Source organism: Rhodoplanes sp. SY1, assembly GCF_046000175.1.
Lineage (GTDB): Bacteria > Pseudomonadota > Alphaproteobacteria > Rhizobiales > Xanthobacteraceae > Rhodoplanes.
Window position 1 is genome coordinate 1 of sequence record NZ_JBEOMB010000132.1, and the last position, 18,775, is coordinate 18,775.

The 18,775-nt window shown below is 68.0% G+C and carries 22 protein-coding genes; 16 read left to right on the forward strand and 6 right to left on the reverse strand.

Annotation, left to right across the window (positions count from 1 at the left end; genetic code table 11):
• Positions 1 to 13: 13 nt before the first annotated feature.
• The 3 genes from ABTU92_RS25175 to ABTU92_RS25185 all read right to left on the reverse strand — a co-directional run bounded on the left by ABTU92_RS25175 (position 14) and on the right by ABTU92_RS25185 (position 2,172).
• Positions 14 to 307, reverse strand: coding sequence for a hypothetical protein (locus ABTU92_RS25175; RefSeq protein ID WP_408094352.1), 294 nt, complete (start codon positions 305 to 307; stop codon positions 14 to 16).
• 731 nt (positions 308 to 1,038) lie between these two features.
• A complete protein-coding gene (locus ABTU92_RS25180; RefSeq protein WP_408094353.1) occupies positions 1,039 to 1,566 on the reverse strand; it encodes a hypothetical protein in 528 nt (175 codons plus the stop codon).
• Positions 1,567 to 1,596: 30 nt separating this feature from the next.
• The gene (locus ABTU92_RS25185) at positions 1,597 to 2,172 is read right to left on the reverse strand and encodes a MarR family winged helix-turn-helix transcriptional regulator (protein ID WP_408094354.1); all 576 of its coding nucleotides are present in this window, start codon (positions 2,170 to 2,172) and stop codon (positions 1,597 to 1,599) included.
• Between the two features lie 111 nt (positions 2,173 to 2,283).
• Here ABTU92_RS25185 and ABTU92_RS25190 point away from each other — a divergent pair, with 111 nt between their 5' ends.
• Genes ABTU92_RS25190 through ABTU92_RS25200 form a run of 3 tightly spaced genes read left to right on the forward strand, consistent with a single transcriptional unit; the run spans position 2,284 to position 4,274 of the window.
• Positions 2,284 to 3,624 carry an RsmB/NOP family class I SAM-dependent RNA methyltransferase gene (locus ABTU92_RS25190; protein ID WP_408094355.1) on the forward strand — a complete coding sequence of 447 codons (1,341 nt, stop codon included), beginning with the start codon at positions 2,284 to 2,286 and terminating at the stop codon, positions 3,622 to 3,624.
• A gap of 57 nt (positions 3,625 to 3,681) precedes the next feature.
• Positions 3,682 to 3,966 (forward strand): type II toxin-antitoxin system RelE/ParE family toxin, encoded by a 285-nt coding sequence (locus ABTU92_RS25195; protein ID WP_408094356.1) that lies wholly within the window; start codon positions 3,682 to 3,684, stop codon positions 3,964 to 3,966.
• Between the two features lie 14 nt (positions 3,967 to 3,980).
• Entirely contained in the window at positions 3,981 to 4,274 is a 294-nt protein-coding gene (locus ABTU92_RS25200) for a HigA family addiction module antitoxin (protein ID WP_408094357.1), read from the forward strand.
• Between the two features lie 22 nt (positions 4,275 to 4,296).
• Here ABTU92_RS25200 and ABTU92_RS25205 read toward each other — a convergent pair whose 3' ends face one another.
• Positions 4,297 to 5,220: a leucyl/phenylalanyl-tRNA--protein transferase gene (locus ABTU92_RS25205; RefSeq protein WP_408094358.1), complete on the reverse strand. Its 924-nt coding sequence runs from the start codon at positions 5,218 to 5,220 to the stop codon at positions 4,297 to 4,299.
• Positions 5,221 to 5,401: 181 nt separating this feature from the next.
• Here ABTU92_RS25205 and guaA point away from each other — a divergent pair, with 181 nt between their 5' ends.
• Positions 5,402 to 6,952, forward strand: a complete 1,551-nt coding sequence (guaA, locus tag ABTU92_RS25210; protein ID WP_408094359.1) for a glutamine-hydrolyzing GMP synthase — start codon at positions 5,402 to 5,404, stop codon at positions 6,950 to 6,952.
• 292 nt (positions 6,953 to 7,244) lie between these two features.
• Complete coding sequence (locus ABTU92_RS25215; protein WP_408094360.1) at positions 7,245 to 8,564, forward strand: tyrosine-type recombinase/integrase; 1,320 nt, start codon at positions 7,245 to 7,247, stop codon at positions 8,562 to 8,564.
• On the opposite strand, the gene ABTU92_RS25220 is transcribed toward ABTU92_RS25215, so the two are convergent.
• Positions 8,506 to 8,754: a helix-turn-helix transcriptional regulator gene (locus ABTU92_RS25220; RefSeq protein WP_408094373.1), complete on the reverse strand. Its 249-nt coding sequence runs from the start codon at positions 8,752 to 8,754 to the stop codon at positions 8,506 to 8,508. The genes ABTU92_RS25215 and ABTU92_RS25220 overlap by 59 nt on opposite strands.
• Before the next feature lie 335 nt (positions 8,755 to 9,089).
• Between ABTU92_RS25220 and ABTU92_RS25225 the strand changes: the two genes are divergently transcribed.
• From ABTU92_RS25225 to ABTU92_RS25250, 6 genes are all read left to right on the forward strand, one after another.
• The gene (locus tag ABTU92_RS25225; protein WP_408094361.1) at positions 9,090 to 10,082 is read left to right on the forward strand and encodes an ArdC family protein; all 993 of its coding nucleotides are present in this window, start codon (positions 9,090 to 9,092) and stop codon (positions 10,080 to 10,082) included.
• Between the two features lie 111 nt (positions 10,083 to 10,193).
• Positions 10,194 to 10,589, forward strand: a complete 396-nt coding sequence (locus tag ABTU92_RS25230) for a hypothetical protein (protein WP_408094362.1) — start codon at positions 10,194 to 10,196, stop codon at positions 10,587 to 10,589.
• Between the two features lie 75 nt (positions 10,590 to 10,664).
• Complete coding sequence (locus ABTU92_RS25235) at positions 10,665 to 12,755, forward strand: ParB/RepB/Spo0J family partition protein (RefSeq protein ID WP_408094363.1); 2,091 nt, start codon at positions 10,665 to 10,667, stop codon at positions 12,753 to 12,755.
• A gap of 58 nt (positions 12,756 to 12,813) precedes the next feature.
• The gene (locus tag ABTU92_RS25240; protein ID WP_408094364.1) at positions 12,814 to 13,842 is read left to right on the forward strand and encodes a toprim domain-containing protein; all 1,029 of its coding nucleotides are present in this window, start codon (positions 12,814 to 12,816) and stop codon (positions 13,840 to 13,842) included.
• A 278-nt stretch (positions 13,843 to 14,120) separates the two neighbouring features.
• Positions 14,121 to 15,086 (forward strand): DUF2493 domain-containing protein, encoded by a 966-nt coding sequence (locus ABTU92_RS25245; protein WP_408094365.1) that lies wholly within the window; start codon positions 14,121 to 14,123, stop codon positions 15,084 to 15,086.
• 495 nt (positions 15,087 to 15,581) lie between these two features.
• Complete coding sequence (locus ABTU92_RS25250) at positions 15,582 to 15,893, forward strand: DUF736 domain-containing protein (protein ID WP_408094366.1); 312 nt, start codon at positions 15,582 to 15,584, stop codon at positions 15,891 to 15,893.
• Positions 15,894 to 16,051: 158 nt separating this feature from the next.
• Here ABTU92_RS25250 and ABTU92_RS25255 read toward each other — a convergent pair whose 3' ends face one another.
• Positions 16,052 to 16,297, reverse strand: coding sequence for a helix-turn-helix domain-containing protein (locus tag ABTU92_RS25255; protein WP_408094367.1), 246 nt, complete (start codon positions 16,295 to 16,297; stop codon positions 16,052 to 16,054).
• A 193-nt stretch (positions 16,298 to 16,490) separates the two neighbouring features.
• Here ABTU92_RS25255 and ABTU92_RS25260 point away from each other — a divergent pair, with 193 nt between their 5' ends.
• The 5 genes from ABTU92_RS25260 to ABTU92_RS25280 form a co-directional block, all read left to right on the forward strand.
• Positions 16,491 to 16,769 carry a DNA -binding domain-containing protein gene (locus ABTU92_RS25260; protein WP_408094368.1) on the forward strand — a complete coding sequence of 93 codons (279 nt, stop codon included), beginning with the start codon at positions 16,491 to 16,493 and terminating at the stop codon, positions 16,767 to 16,769.
• 231 nt (positions 16,770 to 17,000) lie between these two features.
• Positions 17,001 to 17,213 carry a transcriptional regulator domain-containing protein gene (locus tag ABTU92_RS25265; RefSeq protein ID WP_408094369.1) on the forward strand — a complete coding sequence of 71 codons (213 nt, stop codon included), beginning with the start codon at positions 17,001 to 17,003 and terminating at the stop codon, positions 17,211 to 17,213.
• A 61-nt stretch (positions 17,214 to 17,274) separates the two neighbouring features.
• The gene (locus tag ABTU92_RS25270) at positions 17,275 to 17,760 is read left to right on the forward strand and encodes a DUF2285 domain-containing protein (RefSeq protein WP_408094370.1); all 486 of its coding nucleotides are present in this window, start codon (positions 17,275 to 17,277) and stop codon (positions 17,758 to 17,760) included.
• A 194-nt stretch (positions 17,761 to 17,954) separates the two neighbouring features.
• A complete protein-coding gene (locus tag ABTU92_RS25275) occupies positions 17,955 to 18,242 on the forward strand; it encodes a helix-turn-helix transcriptional regulator (RefSeq protein WP_408094371.1) in 288 nt (95 codons plus the stop codon).
• 330 nt (positions 18,243 to 18,572) lie between these two features.
• A partial coding sequence (locus tag ABTU92_RS25280; RefSeq protein ID WP_408094372.1) for a DUF2840 domain-containing protein occupies positions 18,573 to 18,775 on the forward strand: 203 nt, incomplete at its 3' end.

Here is an 18,775-nt window from a genome sequence, read left to right on the forward strand (position 1 = left end):
GAAAGAAGACCGCTTACCAATCATCAGCGACCGGATGACCTGCGAGCTCTTGCTCGAGTTCATTGTGCGACTGCGGCGAGATTTTGCCTATAGACATGCGAGCGACCGTAGACTTCACCCCATCCGAATCAGACTCTAGAAGAAAGAATCGTCCATCCTCGACTTGCACATCGCGCTTCACCACGCCGAACAATATGTCACTTAGCTTGCGTTTCGCTTTTTCGCGTGTCTCTGCATGTGTGCTGGCGACGATGGTGACTGTGCAGACGCACGAGTACTCGCGTTTTATCTGGGTCGCTTTGCTCATGATGCCTCGGCTGGTTTGTTGGGGGATGCAGGGTAATGCGGCTGTCGGCCAGCGGCTCGCCGCTGGCGTACCGGGCGCGCTGCTTCAGCGGGTGTGGAAGATTTCGAACGGTGATGGTCTGCAAATCCAGACCTGCCCTGGGGGCCGGGTCGAAGAGGGGTGGCACTCGGAGCAGGCCGGGCAGGGAACCACTGCGCAGACGTGGCAGGGCTCGCGCAGCCCGCTTAGGACAGCGGTCGGCGGTCCCGGAGCAGCAACTGCTGTCTTCTCGCGAAAGTAGAAGCTTTTCGGTCGCGAGAGGTTTGAACTTTCGGGCGATTTGGCTGCTTCTGAGCCATCGAAATTGTCTCGACACGCATTGATCTGGTTCAGCTTTTCGGGAGTCTTCCAAGCTGATGACGAGGGTTCGATTCCCTTCACCCGCTCCAAATTTTTCTTTTGAACGTCAATTGTTTGGTGTGAACTCTCAGGGGTGCGGCAATCGTCGGTGGAGCGGTGCTCTGAGCGCCCGCCCGGCCTTGCGGCGGTCCCGCGATGATTTCCGCGGATGTGCAATCGCTCGACACACCAGCCGTGTCCGGACACTCGGCTTTCGAGCGTCCGAGCTCGACACGATCGGGGGCTTCGTGCTTCGGCGCGGGAGCGAACGGGCCTCGCGGGGCGTCCGGGCTGTCGACGCGCTCGATCCGACGGTGAACCGCAAAGGCACGCGCGCGGGACGCTGTGCCGGGTCACCTCGCCGACGGCCTATGTCGACCCGCCAGCCGGATGCCGTCGCGGATGCTGAGGCCGATCAGGGCGAGATTGACGGGGCCGGCCAGGAGCTCCAGCGCCTGCACGGCCTGAAAGGTCGATCCGAAGTCCCCACGCGCCGACAGCACGGCGAGGGTGATCGCGCAGGGGACCAGGATCAGCACGCCGTTGGCGGCGACGATCGGCATGCGGCGCAGCTTGGCGCGGATCGCGGGCGGGGGAAGCGGCCGGGCGGCGTTCGGCCGGGCGGCATTCGGTTGGGCGGTGGCGCCGCCGGCGAGGCGCAGCCCGGACAGGCCCGTGACGGCGAGGATGGGCACCAGCAGCAGCAGCGCCCAGGCGATCGCCTGCTTGACGGCCGCCACGGTGGCGAGATCGGCGAGCAGCTCCGACCAGACCGTGGTGGTCCAGAAGGTCAGGATGGTCAGGAACGCGGCCGTCCCGGCGAGGCCGTGGACGACGGGCAGGGCGCCGGCGGGGGCCGGGCGAGTGTCGGTCGCGGACATCGCAATCTCCGTCTGTCGCAATGAATCGGGTCACGCCGTGCTCGGAGCCGCCTCGCCACCCGCGCCGGGACTGGGCTCGGGTCCGGCGTCGGGCTCGGCCTGCGGTCCGGTCTCGGCGCCAGGCGCGAGCGCCGCCTCGAGCCGCGCCACCAGGGTGCGCATGAGCGCGGTGGCGCCGACGATGTCGTTCGCCGACAGGCCGTCGGCGACGAGGCCGTCGGCGAGGCCGTTCGACCAGCCGACATGGCGCAGGATCGCGGCGTCGTAGGTCGCGCGGCCGTGCGCCGTCAGCACGACCAGCTTGGCGCGGCGGTGGTGTGGGTTCGCGGCGAAGCCGACCAGACCTTCGGCCGCCATCACGTCGACGACGCGCTGCACCGACTGGCGGGTGAGGCCCATGTCGCGGGCGATGTGGGCGACCGGAGCGCCGCGCCCGGCCATCGCGATGGCGCCGAGAACCTGCCAGCGCGCGCTGGTCAGCCCGATCGGCGCGACCAGCCGGTCGCCGGCGGCGAGCAGGCGGCCGTTGAGCCGGAAGGTCTCCAGCATGAGCGCGGTGAGGGCGTCGCCCTCGGGAGTCTGGGTCTCGTGGAAGCGTCCTGACATGACAGGATACGATCATAACGACAGTAAGCTGTCAATATGCTGGGCCGACCGCGATCCGGTCCGGCGCGGGTCGGTGCTGGATATTCGGCCCCCGGTGTGGGACAGGGGCGCATGACGCCTTCAGCTCGCATCTCCGCCGCCACCGAGGTTCTCGCCGACATCGAGGCCCGCCGCCGTCCCGCCGCCGACGCTCTCAAGGACTGGGGCCTGTCGCACCGCTTCGCCGGGTCGGGCGACCGCGCGGCGATCGCCGGCCTCGTCTATGACGCGCTCCGCCGCAAGGCCTCGGCAGCCCATCTGCTCGGCGCTCAGACGCCGCGGGCCGCGATGCTCGGGATGCTGCGGCTGGACCGCGGCCTCGATCTGGCGGCGTTGGAAAAGCTGTTCGATGGCGGCCGTTTCGCGCCGGATCCTCTGACCGCGGACGAGCGCGCGGCGCTTTCCGCCGCGGCCGATGGTGGCGGGGCGATCGCCGACGCGCCCGCCCATGTCGCCGGCGACTATCCGGAGTGGCTCGACCTGCCGCTCGCCCGGGTGTTCGGCGACGATCGGGTCGCCGAGGGCCGGGCGCTGGCGCACCGGGCGCCGCTCGATCTGCGGGTCAACACCCTCGCCGCGTCGAAGGACAGCGACAGGAATGCCCTGCGTGACAAGCTGTTGGCCGAGCTCGCGCACCTGAAGCCGCAGCCGACCCGGTGGTCGCCGGTCGGCCTGCGCGTCGCCATCGGGGCGGACGCCAAGAGCCCGCCCGTGCATGCCGAGCCCGCCTTCATCAAGGGCCAGATCGAGGTGCAGGACGAGGGCTCGCAGGTCGCGGCGTTGCTGGCCGCGGCGCGACCAGGCGAGCAGGTGATCGACCTGTGCGCCGGCGGCGGCGGCAAGACGCTGGCGCTCGCCGCCAGCATGGCGAACAAGGGCCAGCTCTACGCCACCGACCTCGACATGCGCCGCCTCGCGCCGATCCATGCCCGGCTGGAGCGCGCCGGGGTGCGCGACGTCCAGGTCCGCACGCCGCGCCCCGACGTCGACGTGCTCGACGATCTCTCCGGCCGCGCCGACCTGGTGGTGGTCGACGCGCCCTGCACGGGCACCGGGACGTGGCGCCGCAACCCCGACGCCAAGTGGCGCATGCGGCCGGGCTCGCTGTCCGAGCGCCTGGCTCAGCAGAGGACCGTGCTCGACCGCGCCGCCGGCCTGGTGCGGCCGGGCGGCCGCATCGTCTACGTCACCTGCTCGCTCTTGGCCGACGAGAACACCGACCAGATCCAGGCGTTTCTCGCCCGCCACCCCGGCTTCGCCCTCGTGCCGGCGCAGGAGACGGTCGCGGTGCTGGGCGACAAGGCGCCGGCCTTCCTCGACTCGGTCCTGACCGTTCCCGAAGGGCTGCTGATGACCCCCCGCCGCACCGGCACGGATGGGTTTTTCGTCAGCATGTTGCGCCGGGAGGGGTGACGCGCCTCCCGGAGCGTCCGTCTTGCGGCTCCGTTTGTATCATGGCATGATACAAACATGATCCGCTCGTTCCGCGACGCGCGGACCAGGAGGATCGCCTCCGGCCGGGCGGCCAAAGGGTTTCCGGCCGATCTGGTGCGCCGCGCCGTTCGCAAGCTGACGATGCTCGATCAAGCGGTCGGACTCGGCGATCTGCGCTCGCCGCCGGGCAATCACCTTGAGGCGCTGGTCGGCGATCGCGCCGGGCAGCATTCCATCCGGATCAACGACCAGTTCCGGATCTGCTTCGTGTGGACCGACTCCGGCCCCGAGCAGGTCGAGATCGTCGACTATCACGACTGAGCCCGGAGGCCGACTTGTCCAGCATCCTGCCCCCCGTCCATCCCGGTGAGATCCTGCGCGAGGACTACCTGGTGCCGCTCGCGATGAGCGCCGGCGCGCTCGCCAAGAAGCTCGACGTGCCGCGGACCCGGATCGAGCGGCTGGCGGCCGAGCAGACCGCGATCACGCCCGACACGGCGCTGCGGCTCGCGGCGTTCTTCCGGACGACGCCGGAGTTCTGGATGAACCTGCAGACCGCCTACGACCTCAAGATCGCCGCCGCGGCGAAGCGCGAGGAGATCGCCAGAATCGCGGCCCGGGCCGCCTGACGCGGCTCCCGGGACACGGGCCTCAATCCTTCTCGGCCTTCGCCGTGCCGCCCGGCTGCCAGGCCGCGACCGTGGCGAGGTCGGTCTCGACGCTCCAGCGACCCGGCTTGCCGGGGCGCGTGGCGGCGTCGGCGAGCAGGGCGCGGAACTCGCTGCGCGGCACCGTGCGGAATCCCATGTCGAGGAGCGACGGGGTCGGCCACTTGCCGTCGTCGAAAGCGAAGCCCCACCGCGCCAGATGCCAGTGCAGCACCGTGAAGCCGATCTTCGAGGTGTTGGATTCCCTGGAGAACTGCGACTCGGTGAAGAAAGCCCCGCCGGCCGCCAGCCCGTAGCCGCCGCCGGCGAGTTCGCCCGCCGCGTTCCACACCTCGAAGGAGTGGACATGGCCGGCGTCGAACGCCTCGGCATAGAGCCGCATGATGCGCGGCGTGATCCAGGTGAGATGCCAGCGACCCTTGCGGGGGCTCGCGCACGCCGTGATCACGCCCTCGAAGTCGCGGTCGAACGTGACGGTGTAGCGGCCCTGCCGCAACTGCCGGCGCAGGTTTTTCCCGATGTGCAGCTCGTCGAGCAGCAGGATGCAGCGCTCGGTGGGCGAAATCCATTTCAGCGGCCCGACATGGGCGAACGGGAACAGGCCGCGCCCATAGGCCGCCGTCAGCGTCGCGGGCGAGGCGTCGTGGACGATGCCGCACACCCCGAACGGGTTCACGGTACGGTCCGGATCGGGCAGGCCGTCGGGCCGACCGAGGAGGTCGCGCGCCCACAGCCCCAGCAGCGCCGGCAATCCGGCGGCGCGCGGGCCTTTCAGCGACCAGGCCGTGCCGAGCGCGATGCGCTGAAGCCGCTGGGCGGGGCTTTCCAGGAACAGGGCGCGGCGGCGGGCCTCCGCATCGGCGCCCTCGTCGGGGCAGGGGGGGGCGACGGCCGGGGACACAGGCATGGCAGGCTCGCTTCGCGCGCGGGACGGGCGCTCGTCACCCGGATCATCGCCGGTCCGCCTTTCGGGACTATTACGAAGGAGCGAGCACGACGGAGCGAGACGTCGCTTCGCCCACGATTTCACCGTGGGTTGCGGGCGGCCCGGATTGCGGCGGAGCCCCCGATCCGCTAACCCGAGCGCCATGAAACACGACAAGATCCTCATCGTCGACTTCGGCTCCCAGGTCACCCAGCTCATCGCCCGCCGGGTGCGCGAGGAGGGGGTCTATTCCGAGATCGTGCCCTACCAGAAGGCGGCCGAGGCCTACGCCGCGATGCGCCCGAAGGGCATCATCCTGTCGGGCGGCCCCGCCTCGGTGCACGAGGAGGGGGCGCCGCTGCCGCCGCCGTCGCTCTACGAGGCCGGCGTGCCGATCCTCGGCATCTGCTACGGCGAGCAGGCGATGGCCCACCAGCTCGGCGGCCTGGTCGAGGGCGGCCACCACCGCGAGTTCGGCCGCGCCGAGGTGCAGGTCACCGACGAGTGCCTGCTGGTCGACGGCATCTGGCAGGTCGGCGAGAAGTATCCGGTGTGGATGAGCCACGGCGACCGCGTCACCCGCCCGCCCGAGGGCTTCAAGGTGGTCGGCACCTCGCCCAACGCCCCGATCGCGATCATCGCCGACGAGACCCGCCACTTCTACGGCACCCAGTTCCACCTCGAGGTGATGCACACGCCGCACGGCGCGCTCCTCTTGCGCAACTTCGTGCGCAAGGTCGCGGGTTGCGAGGGCGACTGGACGATGCGCACCTTCAAGGAGGAGGCGATCGAGAAGCTGCGCGCCCAGATCGGCTCCGGCAAGGTGATCTGCGGCCTCTCGGGCGGCGTCGACTCGGCGGTCGCCGCCGTGCTGCTGCATGAGGCGATCGGCAACCAGCTCACCTGCGTGTTCGTCGATCACGGGCTGCTGCGCCGCGGCGAGGCCAAGCGCGTGATCGCGATGTTCCGCGGCCACTACAACATCCCGCTCGTCCACGTGAAGGCGCGCGAGCAGTTCCTGGCGGCGCTCGACGGCGTCACCGACCCGGAAGACAAGCGCAAGATCATCGGCAAGGCCTTCATCGACATCTTCGAGGAGGAGGCCAAGAAGCTCGGCGGCGCCGAGTTCCTGGCGCAGGGCACGCTCTACCCGGACGTGATCGAGAGCGTCTCGGCGACCGGCGGGCCGTCGGTGACGATCAAGTCGCACCACAATGTCGGCGGCCTGCCCGAGCGCATGAACATGAAGCTCGTCGAGCCGCTGCGCGAGCTGTTCAAGGACGAGGTGCGGGCGCTCGGCCGCGAGCTGGGGCTGCCCGACGTCTTCGTCGGCCGCCACCCGTTCCCGGGGCCCGGCCTCGCGATCCGCTGCCCGGGCGAGATCACGGCCGAGAAGCTGGAAATCCTCCGGTATGCCGACGAGATCTACATCGAGGAGATCCGCCGCGCCGGCCTCTACGACGACATCTGGCAGGCTTTTGCCGTGCTGCTGCCGGTCAAGACCGTCGGCGTGATGGGCGACGGCCGCACCTACGACTACGTCGTGGCATTGCGCGCCGTCACCTCGACGGACGGCATGACGGCCGACTTCTACCCCTTTGACATGAAGTTCCTGGGCCACGCCGCCACCCGCATCATCAACGAGGTGAAAGGCGTCAACCGCGTCGTCTACGACGTGACGTCGAAGCCCCCCGGCACGATCGAGTGGGAATGATCCGAGGTCGTTCGGCGACTATCGAGAACGGTCGCCGAAATTGATCAATGGCCTGATTTAAAAGAATAATTCCACTCACGTTCTATCGCGGACTATCGTCGTCAAGCATCCCAAAATGTCGGTATGCTTGACGGCGCGCATTGCCTTGCCTTGAGCCGATTTCAGCGATACCGTCGATCTCCGAACCGGTTGACGGTATTTTCCATCGAACTAAACAACTGAAAATTAGAGACAAAATGGCGTTTTGGGCCTTCTTTTCGGCTGACGGTATTTTAGTTGAGGGGGTGTGCCGATGCTTACGGACGTTGCGCTCAAGCGGCTGAAATCACGGGACAAAGACTACAAGGTCTCCGACCGTGACGGCATGTATGCGGTTGTGAAGTCGTCCGGCATGATCGTCTTTCGCTACGACTACCGTCTGAACAGTCGCCGCGAGACGCTGACGGTCGGGCGATATGGCCAGGACGGCATTAGCTTGGCTCGGGCACGCGAGTTGTGCATGGCGGCGCGCCGGGCAGTGGCGGAGGGCCGATCACCGGCGCAAGAAAAGCAGCGGGAGAAACGCCGTCTCAAGGAAGCAAAGAGCTTTGGTGAATTTGGAGAGCGGTGGTTCAAAGAAGCTCCGATGGCCGATAGTACGCGCGCGATGCGCCGTACGATCTTCGATCGCGATATCGCACCAGTATGGAAGAACCGACTACTGAACGAGGTCTCACCCGATGACCTGCGCGCACTTTGCGCCAAGGTGAAAGACCGCGGCGCCCCGGCCACCGCCGTTCACGTCCGCGATATCGTCAAGCAGATCTTCGGGTTCGCGGTCCTGCACGGTGAAAAGGTAACCAATCCGGCCGACGAGGTGCGACCAGCTTCGATTGCGACCTTCGTGCCGAAGGATCGCGCGCTGTCGCCGGCCGAAATCCGCATCTTGTTGAACCAGCTGGAGCACGTGCCGACGTTGCCGACCCTTCGACTCGGACTCAGGTTGATCCTGCTCACCATGGTGCGCAAGAGCGAACTGCAGGATGCTTTATGGGACGAGGTCGATTTCAAGAATGTGGTTTGGACGATTCCGAAGGAGCGAATGAAGCGTGGGCGGGCTCACAACGTGTACCTGTCGCAACAATCACTCGATATCATGATCGCGCTCAAGACATGCGCCGGCAATTCGCGATACCTGCTGCCATCGCGTTATGACGCAGACGCGCCGATGTCGCGCGCGACCTTCAATCGCGTTACGGCCGCGGTGGTCGCCCGCGCAAACAAGGAGAACCTCCCGCTCGAGCCCTTCACTGTGCACGATCTCCGTCGTACCGGATCCACGCTGTTAAACGAGCTCGGATTCAATCGTGATTGGATCGAAAAGTGTCTTGCCCACGAGGAGGGGCATTCTTCACGGGGCGTCTATAACAAGGCAGAGTACGAACAGCAGCGGCGCCACATGCTGCAGGAATGGGCGGACATGATAGACGCTTGGGTAGAGGGACGGCGAAGACAGCCGATCCTGTATCCACCCTCGATGCATCTCGGACCTGAGGCGCCTGTGGAGTCTCGGCCTAGCTTCGGACAGGCCGCACCTTGCGTTGCCGAACGTTCGGGTGTGGAGCGCGCTTAATCTGAGCTGCCTCAGATGCTCGCCTGCGCTGCTCGATCCACGTTTCGACCTCCGCTAAATCCCAAACGACGCAGCGCGGAGTCAGGTAGAATCGCCGAGGGAATTCGCCGCGTCGCTCCATCTCGTAAATCGTGGTGTCAGCGAGAGGCACCATTTGGTGAAGCTCGGGCCGGCGGATAGTTCGCTTCAGCTGTTTTGATTGAGAAAGAGCGACGAGTGTTGCTGGGGGGACGGCGACAATGCCGTCGTCGGCAGATGTAGAGGATACCGGAACAGGTCCGTTTGCCATCCTGATTGCCAGCGCTTTTATGTAGAATTGACTTCTTAGAGCGCAACGGCGTGGAAATTGAAAGACGTTCGGCAGGCGCGTAGCGTTTCCGGAGCATCTGGCGTGCAATCCGGATGGAGGAGCTTGCTCGCTCTATCTGGCGCGAGTCGCGATAGAGGAAGAGCCCGGCGGGTTCGCCGTGACGGGATTGGAGGTTGAGAGAGAGGCTCTCGGCTGGCCCGTCATGGGGATGCGCCATGACCCGGATGCAGGCGAGTGCCGCGGCTCGCGGCCGAACCGCGAAGGACCGGACCAACCTCTACGAGGAGATCACGACCAGGATCATGGCCGAGCTCGCGACCGGCCGCGTGCCGTGGGTTCAGCCGTGGGGATCCTCGGCGGTGCGGGCGCCGCTCGCGATGCCGAAGAATGCATCGACGGGACGGCGATACTCCGGCATCAATGTGCTCATCCTGTGGGGCGCTGTCGTCGCGCTCGGGTTCTCGTCGCAGAGCTGGCTCACCTTCCGGCAGGCCCTTGCCCTCGGCGGTAGCGTCCGCAAGGGCGAGCGCGGGACCACGGTGGTGTTCGCCGATCGCTTCGTTCCCGACCGCGAGCGCGAGCGGGCGCGCGAGACCGGCGAGGACGCGCAGGCCATCCCGTTTCTCAAGCGGTTCACGGTCTTCAACGCCGAGCAGTGCGACGGCCTTCCGGACGGGGTCGCGGCAGCGGCTCCGCCGGTCGAGACCGGCCTGATCCTGCCACAGGCCGAAGCCCTGATCCGCGCCACCGGAGCGGACATCAGGATCGGCGGCGATCGCGCCTTCTACGACGTGACGGCCGACATCGTCAGGGTGCCGCCGCCGCAGTCCTATTTCGAGCCGGTGAACTGGCATCGGACCGCGCTGCACGAGCTCGGTCACTGGTCGGGCGCCAAGCACCGGCTGGCCCGCGACCTTTCCGGATCTTTCGGCTCGAAGAAGTACGCCCAGGAGGAGCTCGTCGCCGAGATGACGGCGGCGTTCACATGCGCGTCGCTCGGCATCGTGCCGACCGTGCGACACGCAGACTATCTCGGTTCCTGGCTCGAGGTGATGCGGGAGGACAACCGCGCCATCGTCCGGGCCGCTTCGGCCGCGTCCAAGGCCGCGGACTATCTGCTCGCCTTTCAGCCGGACCTCGACGCTCGCGGCTCCATTTCGGCTCCGGATCGTCATCTCACTGGTCACGAGCACGCCGACCCGATCTGACCCTTCGAAGCCGCACCACAGGAACGGCCGCTCTCGGTCCGAGGGTGGCCGTCTGCGTCGTGACGGATCAGCGCCGCGACAGGTCGTGGCATCCGTCGCGGAGGCACGACGATGAGCAAACGGGATGGTTCGGACGAGTTCGATTACGCCGAGTATATCGAGAGCGCCCTGTGCACCGAGGGCGGACATCTGTCGATCGACCGTGGTGGGTTCACGATCCACTATGCGCGGGGCGCCACGCTCAGCGGTTACGATTGCGATCATGTGAAGGCCTGCTGCATCGCTGCGGGCCTGCCGGTCATCGACAGCCGGACGGTTCCGTTCGACGACGTCGTGCGCCTCGCCGTCAGGGGACCGATGCCGGCGGTCGGCGAGGATCCGAGCCCGAAGCCGTGGCACGCGTTCTCCTACGTCCCGCTCGCCGTGCTCGCGGAGGCGTATCGGGACGCCGGGGCGGAGGTGTTCAACATCGCGGCTCCCGCGGATGCCGCGTCGCTGCGCGAGTGAGAGGTCGGCGAGCCGATCCATGACGGTTGGAGGTCGGAGAGAGAGGTCTCCGGCCGGCCGTCGTGGAGAAGCATCATGGCGAAGCCTGGTCCCAAGCTCACGCTCAGCGTGTCGCGCGACATCCCGTTCAACAAGCTGGTGCTCAGCCAGTCCAACGTCCGGCGGATCAAGGCCGGCGTTTCGATCGAAGAGCTCGCCGAGGACATCGCCCGTCGGACCCTGCTGCAGAGCCTCACGGTCCGGCCGATCGTCGACGAGACCGGCGCGGAGACGGGGATCTTCGAGATCCCGGCCGGCGGCCGGCGCTACCGCGCCCTCGAGCTGCTGGTGAAGCAGAAGCGGCTCGCCCGCACCGCGCCGGTGCCGTGCGTCATCCGGATCGACGGGACGCCCGAGGAGGACAGCCTCGCCGAGAACGTACAGCGCGCGCCGCTCCACCCGCTCGACCAGTTCCGGGCGTTCCTGACGCTGCGGGAGAAGGGGCGCTCCGAGGAGGAGATCGCGGCCGCCTTCTTCATCTCGGTCGGTGTCGTGCGCCAGCGGCTCCGCCTCGCCGCGGTGTCGCCGGCGCTGCTCGACGTCTATGCCGAGGACGGCATGACGCTCGAGCAGCTGATGGCGTTCACGATCAATCCCGATCACGCCCGCCAGGAGCAGGTCTGGGAGGCGGTGCAGCGGTCCTTCTCCAAGGAGCCGTATCAGATCCGGCGCCTGCTCACCGAAGGGGCGGTGCGTGCGTCCGACAAGCGGGCGCAGTTCGTCGGCTTCGAGGCGTACGAGGCGGCCGGCGGCATCGTCCTGCGCGACCTGTTCCAGTCCGACGAGGGCGGCTGGCTGCAGGACCCGGCGCTGCTCGACCGGCTCGCCACCGAAAAGCTGGATCGGGAGGCGGATGCCGTTCGCGCCGAGGGCTGGGCCTGGGTCGAGGTCGCGCCGGACTTCCCGTATGGCCACACCTACGGGCTTCGCCGGTTGATCGGCCAGCAGCGGTCGCTCACCGAGGAGGAGGCGAGCGCCTGCGATGCGCTGCGGACCGAGTACGAAGGGCTCGAGCAAGCCTATGCCGACGCGGACCGCATCCCCGAGGAGGTCGACCAGCGGCTCGCCGCGTTCGAGACCGCGCTCGCGGCCTTCGACGACCGCCCCATGGCTTACGACCCGGCCGAGATCACCCGCGCCGGGGCCTTCGTCAGCATCGACGGGGCGGGCGGTTTGCGCATCGAGCGCGGGTTTGTCCGTCGCGAGGACGAGCCGCCGGCCGTCTCCTCCGGCGAGCCCGAGCCCGACACGACGGGCGCGAGCAAGGTCGAAGCGGCGGCCTCCGCCACCGATCCGGCCGTCGGCGGGGACCCGGCGCCCGAGCCGGAGGACGACGAGGGCGTGCGGACGCTTCCCGACCGGCTGCTCACCGACCTGACCGCGCACCGCACTGTGGCGCTGCGGGATGCGCTCGGCAACGACCCGGATGCCGCCTTCCTGGCGGCCCTCCATGTCCTGTGCCTGAAGCTGTTCTACCGCTACGGCCTCGACTCCTGCCTGGAGATCGAGCCGAAGAGCGCGATGTTCGGCAGCCAGGCCCCCGGTCTCGCCGACACCGTGTCGGCGCAGGCCATCGACGCCCGGCATGCGGCGTGGTCCGCCCAGCTCCCGAAGGACTCCAGCGCGTTGTGGGACGGGCTCGCCGGCTTCGATCACGACAGCCGGCGGGCGCTGTTCGCGCACTGCGTCTCGCTCACCGTCAACGCCGTGCACGAGAGCTGGAACCGGCGGCCCAAGGCGATCGCCCACGCGGATCGCCTCGCCGAGATGGTCGGCCTCGACATGGCGTCGGTCGGATGGCGGCCGACAGTCGACACCTATCTCGGCCGTGTCACCAAGGGCCGCATCCTCGAAGCGGTACGCGAGGCGAAGGGCAGGGCGGCGGCCGACCGCATCGCCCACCTCAAGAAGCCCGAGATGGCGAGCGCCGCGGAGGCGCTGCTCGTGGGGACGAGCTGGGTTCCGGAGCCGCTGCGCACGCCGGGGCAGGACGTCGTCGTGAGTCCCGAAGTCGAGGTCACCGACGGCGAAGCGCAATCGGCGGAAATCGGCGGTGAACCGGCCATGGACCGATCGGCGGCCGAGGAGGAAGACTCCGAGGCGTCGGCGGGCATCGCCGCCGAATAACAAACCCAGGAGACCTCCGGCCCGCCTCATCGGCGGGCCACTTCTTTGGAGGCGAACAATGCCCGGACCCGCCGCCGATCTCGCCAGGCGACTCGCGCGCGACGCCGAGGCCGTGTGTCGCCATTACCTCTCGAACGGCCGCCGCCAAGGCCGCTACTGGGTGGTCGGCGACGTCGAGAACACCCCCGGCCGGAGCCTCTATGTCCGGCTGCACGGGTCCGACGGCGGCAAGGGCGCCGCCGGCAAGTGGACCGATGCGGCGACCGGCGAGCACGGCGATCTCCTCGACCTCATCGCGCGCAACTGCCGGCTCACCGAAGTCCCGGACGTGCTCGACGAAGCACGCCGGTTCCTCAGCCTGCCTCGCCCGGCACCCGCCCCACCCTTGCCACAGACGCCAGCCGGCTCTCCTGAATCCGCCCGGCGCCTGTTCGCCATGGGGCGACCGATCCGGGGCACGCTCGCCGAGGTCTATCTCCGCGCCCGCGGCATCGGCGATCTGGGCGACCTTCCGGCGCTCCGATTTCACCCACGCTGCTTCCATCGCGCCACCGAGAACAGTCCCTACGAGACCTGGCCGGCATTGCTCGCTGCAATCACGGATCTCGACGGCACGATCACCGGCGTCCATCGCACCTGGCTCGCTCACGACGGCGCCGGCAAGGCGCCACTCGCCACACCTCGCCGCGCCATGGGGCATCTCCTCGGCAGCGGCGTTCGGTTCGGTGACGTCGCCGACGTTCTCATTGCGGGCGAGGGAATCGAGACCATGCTGTCGATCCGCTGCGCACTCCCGCACATGCCGCTGATCGCCGCGCTGTCGGCCAACCACCTCGCCGCCGTGATCCTGCCGCCGACCATCCGGCACCTCTACGTCGCGCAGGACGACGACGCTGCCGGGCGCCGTGCCGCGCAGACACTCCGCGACCGCGCCGAGGAGATCGGGATCGCGACGGCCGTGCTCAGCCCGACGAAGAACGACTTCAACGTCGACCTGCGTCTTCTCGGCCCGATCGGGTTCGCTGCTTCGCTCCGTCGCCAGCTCATGCCCGAAGACACCACGCGATTCGCCGCGTGCCGGTCCTGAGCGGTCGGTTGCATCGTCATCGCCATCCCCGGCCAGCGGTGCGGATCATGAGCCGGGCGGGCCGCGCCGCGGCCTTCCAGAGGGCGATCGGGCCGGAATCGGCGCGGGCCCGCAACGGCTGCGCGCGGCATCCGACGTGGCCCTCTCCGACAGGCACGAGCGCGCTCCGCCGTCCTCCGCTTCGCTGCGGCCCTCCGGGTGCAGGCCCGCGCCGCTCCCGGCGGGGGATCGCCGTGAAGGCCGCGATGGGCGCGGCCACCCGACGAGAGACCCGAGCCATGACCGACGATCGGCTCATTCATGACGACTTCGAACCGAACCACGCCGCGTCACCGACCGCCCGTCTTCTCGACGAGCTGCAGCTTCACGGTCATCGCCCCTTCGAGGACGACCCCGACCCGCGACCGCTTCCCGATGCCGACCGCCTGCGCGGCGCCCTCGCCGACGTGTTCGACGCCTTCGTCGCGACGCTCGGCGACACCCGTCTCGAGCCCGATCTGCTCGATCTGCTCTGGTCGGTCGTGAACGTCTTCCATCGCGGCATCGATCGCATACAGCGCCAGCTCGATGCCAACGAGGCCGGCCAGCGCCGAAGCCAGCACGAGCAGGACGGCTCCGAGGTCCGATCCGTCGAGCTCGAGCACCTGCTCGCTCAGGGCCTCACCCTGATCGAGCGACGCAACAGCTTCGAGTTCATGCGCGAAACGGCCGCGGAACTGTTCGAGGTTCACACCGGCCACGCCTGGCGACCGCGCACCGGGTCACTGGTCAACCGGAGCACGCTCACGGCCGCGATGATCGACAGCCGCGACTTCCTGATGGCGCGTCGGCGCGCCGAGACCGAGGTCCTGCTGCCGACCGGCGCCAAGATCGCCTTCGCGGGTGGCGTCACCTTCAACGATCACCACTGCATCTGGACCGCGCTCGACCGCGTCCATGCCAAGCACCGCGACATGGTCCTCCTACACGGCGGCACACCGCGCGGGGCCGAGAAGATCGCCGCCTGCTGGGCTGACACCCGCAAGGTGCCACAGATCGTCTTCAAGCCCGACTGGGCCCGTCACGCCAAGGCCGCCCCGTTCAAGCGCAACGACCAGCTGATCGAGACCATGCCGATCGGCGTCGTCGTCTTCCCGGGCTCCGGCGTCACCGACAACCTCGCCGACAAGGCACGAGCGCTCGGCATCCCGCTGTTCGACTTCCGCGGCATGCGTCCCACTCGTGTTCTGGACGATCGAGCATAGAGACCCACCGAATCGTCGAGCACGACCGAGTGTGGGTCTCGACCCGGCCGTTCCATGCACACCAGGTCCGACCGGAAATCACGAAGCGAGGGCACGAAGGCGCTTCTCGATCGACGCGATCCGTCGCCGTCGGTGCGACGGCGCAGGTCTTCACACGCCGGGTCGCTTCGGGCTCTTGCGGGGCGAGAGTCCGCCACGTCTCCTGGCGCTCCGTCCGGGGCGCACCACGCGGATCTCGAATGGGCGAATCTGGCCGAGGGGCGGCTGCGCCTCGATCGTCTGCCCGCAACGGCGGCCGGTCGACTTTCTTCCCCTGCCGCGCGCCCCGCGAGCGGGGTCTCGAAGCGCGGCATTCCTCGCGGGACAAGAAAGTCGCCGCTGCGCCGTCCTCCGCTTCGCTGCGGCCGCGTGGCGGTGCGGTCCGATCGCCCCCGGCCGTTCGATCGCCATCGAGGCCGCGATCGGCGCGACCCGGAACCGAGACAGGAGATCACCATGGCGACCATCGGCACCTTCAAGAAGTCCGAGAACGGCGACTACACCGGCGCGGTGAAGACGCTGACCCTCAACGTCAAGGCGCGGATCGCGCCGGTCGAGAAGACGAACGAGAAGGCCCCCGACTTCCGCATCTTCGCCGGCCGGACCGAGTTCGGCGCCGCCTGGAAGAAGACCTCGGCCGAGGGCCGCGAGTACCTCTCGGTCAAGCTCGACGATCCGAGCTTCGCGAGCCCGATCTACGCCTCGCTCGTCGAGGTCGACGGCGAGGACGGTCTCTCGCTCATCTGGTCGCGCCGCGTCAGCGACTGACGCGCCGGCCCGGCGGCGCCCCGCCTACGGCGGCGGGGCGCTCGCGGCCACTCGGCCGCAAGAGCGGCCGCGCAAGGCGCGCGCCGAGCTCTTCGGCGCGCGAAGAAGGAACGGAAGGGGAGAGCCGCGTGGCGGAGGGCGCCTGCGCGGACACCGCGCTATTCAGCCGAAGCGACGTCGTCGTCTGGCGATGCCGAAGGCCTCTGGAGCAGGTCGGCAGCTTCGACCCCGAGCACGGTCGCGAGCCTGTCGACGACGTCGATCGAGGCGGCGTGGACGCAGCGCTCGAGAGCGCTGACATAGGTCCGATCGATCTCGGCGCGATGCGCCAGCTCCTCCTGAGACAGGTCTTGCGCCTGCCGCAGCCGTTTCAAGTTGAGCGCCAGCACCTCTCGGATCTCCATGGCCGAGAAGGCAGCGCGTTGTAGAGTATTTCACCACGGAGTATACTCTACAAAATGCCATCGGCAGGATTTGCGTCGTGTCCTGGTCGAGCCGGTGAGGTACAACGAGCGCGCGATTGCCAGTACCCGCCGCTTTTGCTCAGCTCTCGCTGCCGCTCGCGCTCGTCCGTTGGAGCGTTGTGAGGAACCGACGATGTCCCAGCAGACACCCGCCCCATCGATCGCCGACCTGGCTCCGACCGCCGAGGGCCTGACGGCGTACGACGAGAGCCACATGGTTATTTATCTTCGGCTGCTCGACGCCGAGGCCGATGGTGCCGACTGGCGCGAGGTGGCGCAAATCGTGCTCGATATCGACCCGGCCCGAGAGCCCGAGCGGGCTCGACGCGCGTTCGAATCCCATCTGAGCCGGGCCAAGTGGATGACCGAGCAGGGCTACCGCCATCTTCTCGATAGCGCGCGGTCGCGCTGACCACGGGCGACCTGCACCTCGTGATCCGGTGCAACGATCTCGTGCGGAGAGCGATATCTATCAGAATTACTGAATATCTCGATTGCCCGCCGTTTGAACACGTCCCAACTTGCCCACCGTTCCTCAGATTTCTTGAAGTTCGATCCGTAGAATCGCCACGTTGTCGTGGCGATTCTCTACAATCCCCGGTGTGTGTAAGTGGGTTTGTCGCGTGACGTACGGAGATCGCGGATGCCAATCGGTTCCGATTGGCGGTCACCGGCCGCCTATGCTTACATCGCCGATCTCGATCCCGCCGACCTCGCATGGGAATTCCTGCGGCGCAATCCTGCCTACCAGCGCGACTATCGCAAATCCGCCGAACGTCCCGCCACTCCGGACAAGACGATCGCGCGTCGCTGGGGGTTGCCCTTTCGCGCTCGATCCCGAGCAGAGCGCCGATGAGGCTGCCGTCGCCTGGCTTCCGCATCTCGACCCGAGCGTCGTCGTTCTCGCGCCTGCGCCGGTGAGCTTCGGCGACGCGCAGACGATCGGCTCGCTGTCGCCGACGGTCCGTGAGACGACGAGCGAGGGCACCTATGCGGTCGCCGACCAAGGCGGTCGTCGCGTGTCTCTCGTGCTGTCGGAGGGCATGTCGGCGAGCAGCGCGGCCGCAGCCCTGATCCCACTCGATGGGCGCTTCCCGGCCCGGATCGCGGCCGCACTTCAGCTGTGGCGCGCCTTGAATGGACACAGTGCTTCTCACCGAACCAATCCTCTGACCCGGCAGCGCCGACAGCGCCTCGCGCTGTCGCTGCGTGCGCTCGATGGTCGACTGGCGGGGCACGCCTATCGCGCCATTGCCGCGGGATTGTTCGGCGACGCGCGTGTCCCGAAAGGGCCGGCGTGGAAGACGCACGACCTGCGTGACCGCACCATCCGCCTCGTCCGCTCCGGAACCAAGTTGATGCGCGGCGGGTACCTCGACCTGCTCCTCGTGCGTTCGGGCTGAGACGTCGTGCAGGCGATCTGTATCTGCTGACACGACGACCGAACGACTCCCATTCGCGAGCGAGCACGTGGACGAGGGGTGGCGCAAAACCTGCGGCCGTCTTCGCCATCCCTCTCCGCGACCGTGCTTCGCCATCGTGATGCCGATACGCCGCCGATGTCCGGCGGTGGTCATCGCCACGATGGAGAGCCGCCATGCCCGATCCACTGTCCGGCCTGCCGCCGCGGTTTCTGCGCACGCCCGAGGCGGCGCGTTTCGTCGGCCTGTCCGGTCGCACGCTCGAGAAGCACCGAACCTACGGGACGGGTCCGAAGTACCGCAAGATCGGCGGTCGCGTCGTCTACGCGCTCGAGGACCTGAAGGCCTGGACGGATCTCGCGACGAAGAGCTCGACCTCGGATCCGGGCGTCGGGACCGTCCATCCGGCGAAGCGCGGTGCCGCACAAGCCACTGCTCGGCCCGGAATTCCACCCCGTCGATGAGCATCGCGCCGTCCGGCGACCACGCCGTGGCTCGACATCGCGAAGACGGTTGTGCCGCGGCAGCCCTGCACGACGTCCCCGATCCGACGAACACAGCGCCACCCAGCCGGACGCTGTCGTCTCAGGCGTCACGCCGTCCGTCAGGAGATCGAAGCCGATCCAACGAGGTCTCTTCAGCATGCGAGTCCTATGTCGGAAGACCTGTAGTTCAGCTCCACCCGAAAATGTCCTTCGATCGTCAGGGATCGATGCAACCGATGGCTCTTGTCGCGGCGCCGAGACCATCCGTCGCGCCGCCGGGACGCCGTCGTCATGCATGGGGGGCGTGCCATGACCAGCCTCACGCATGTCGAGCTCGTGTGGATGGCCAAGCGCGTCGAGTCGTGGATACGGTTCGGTCGCATCGTCGAGGAGCATCCGGTGGACCGCAGCTGCCGCGTCGTCAGCTTCGAGCCGAACAGCGTCTTCGCGGTCGTTCGATGGGTCGCCAACGACTACGGCACGGTCGCCTCGTGCATCATGATCCTGCGTGC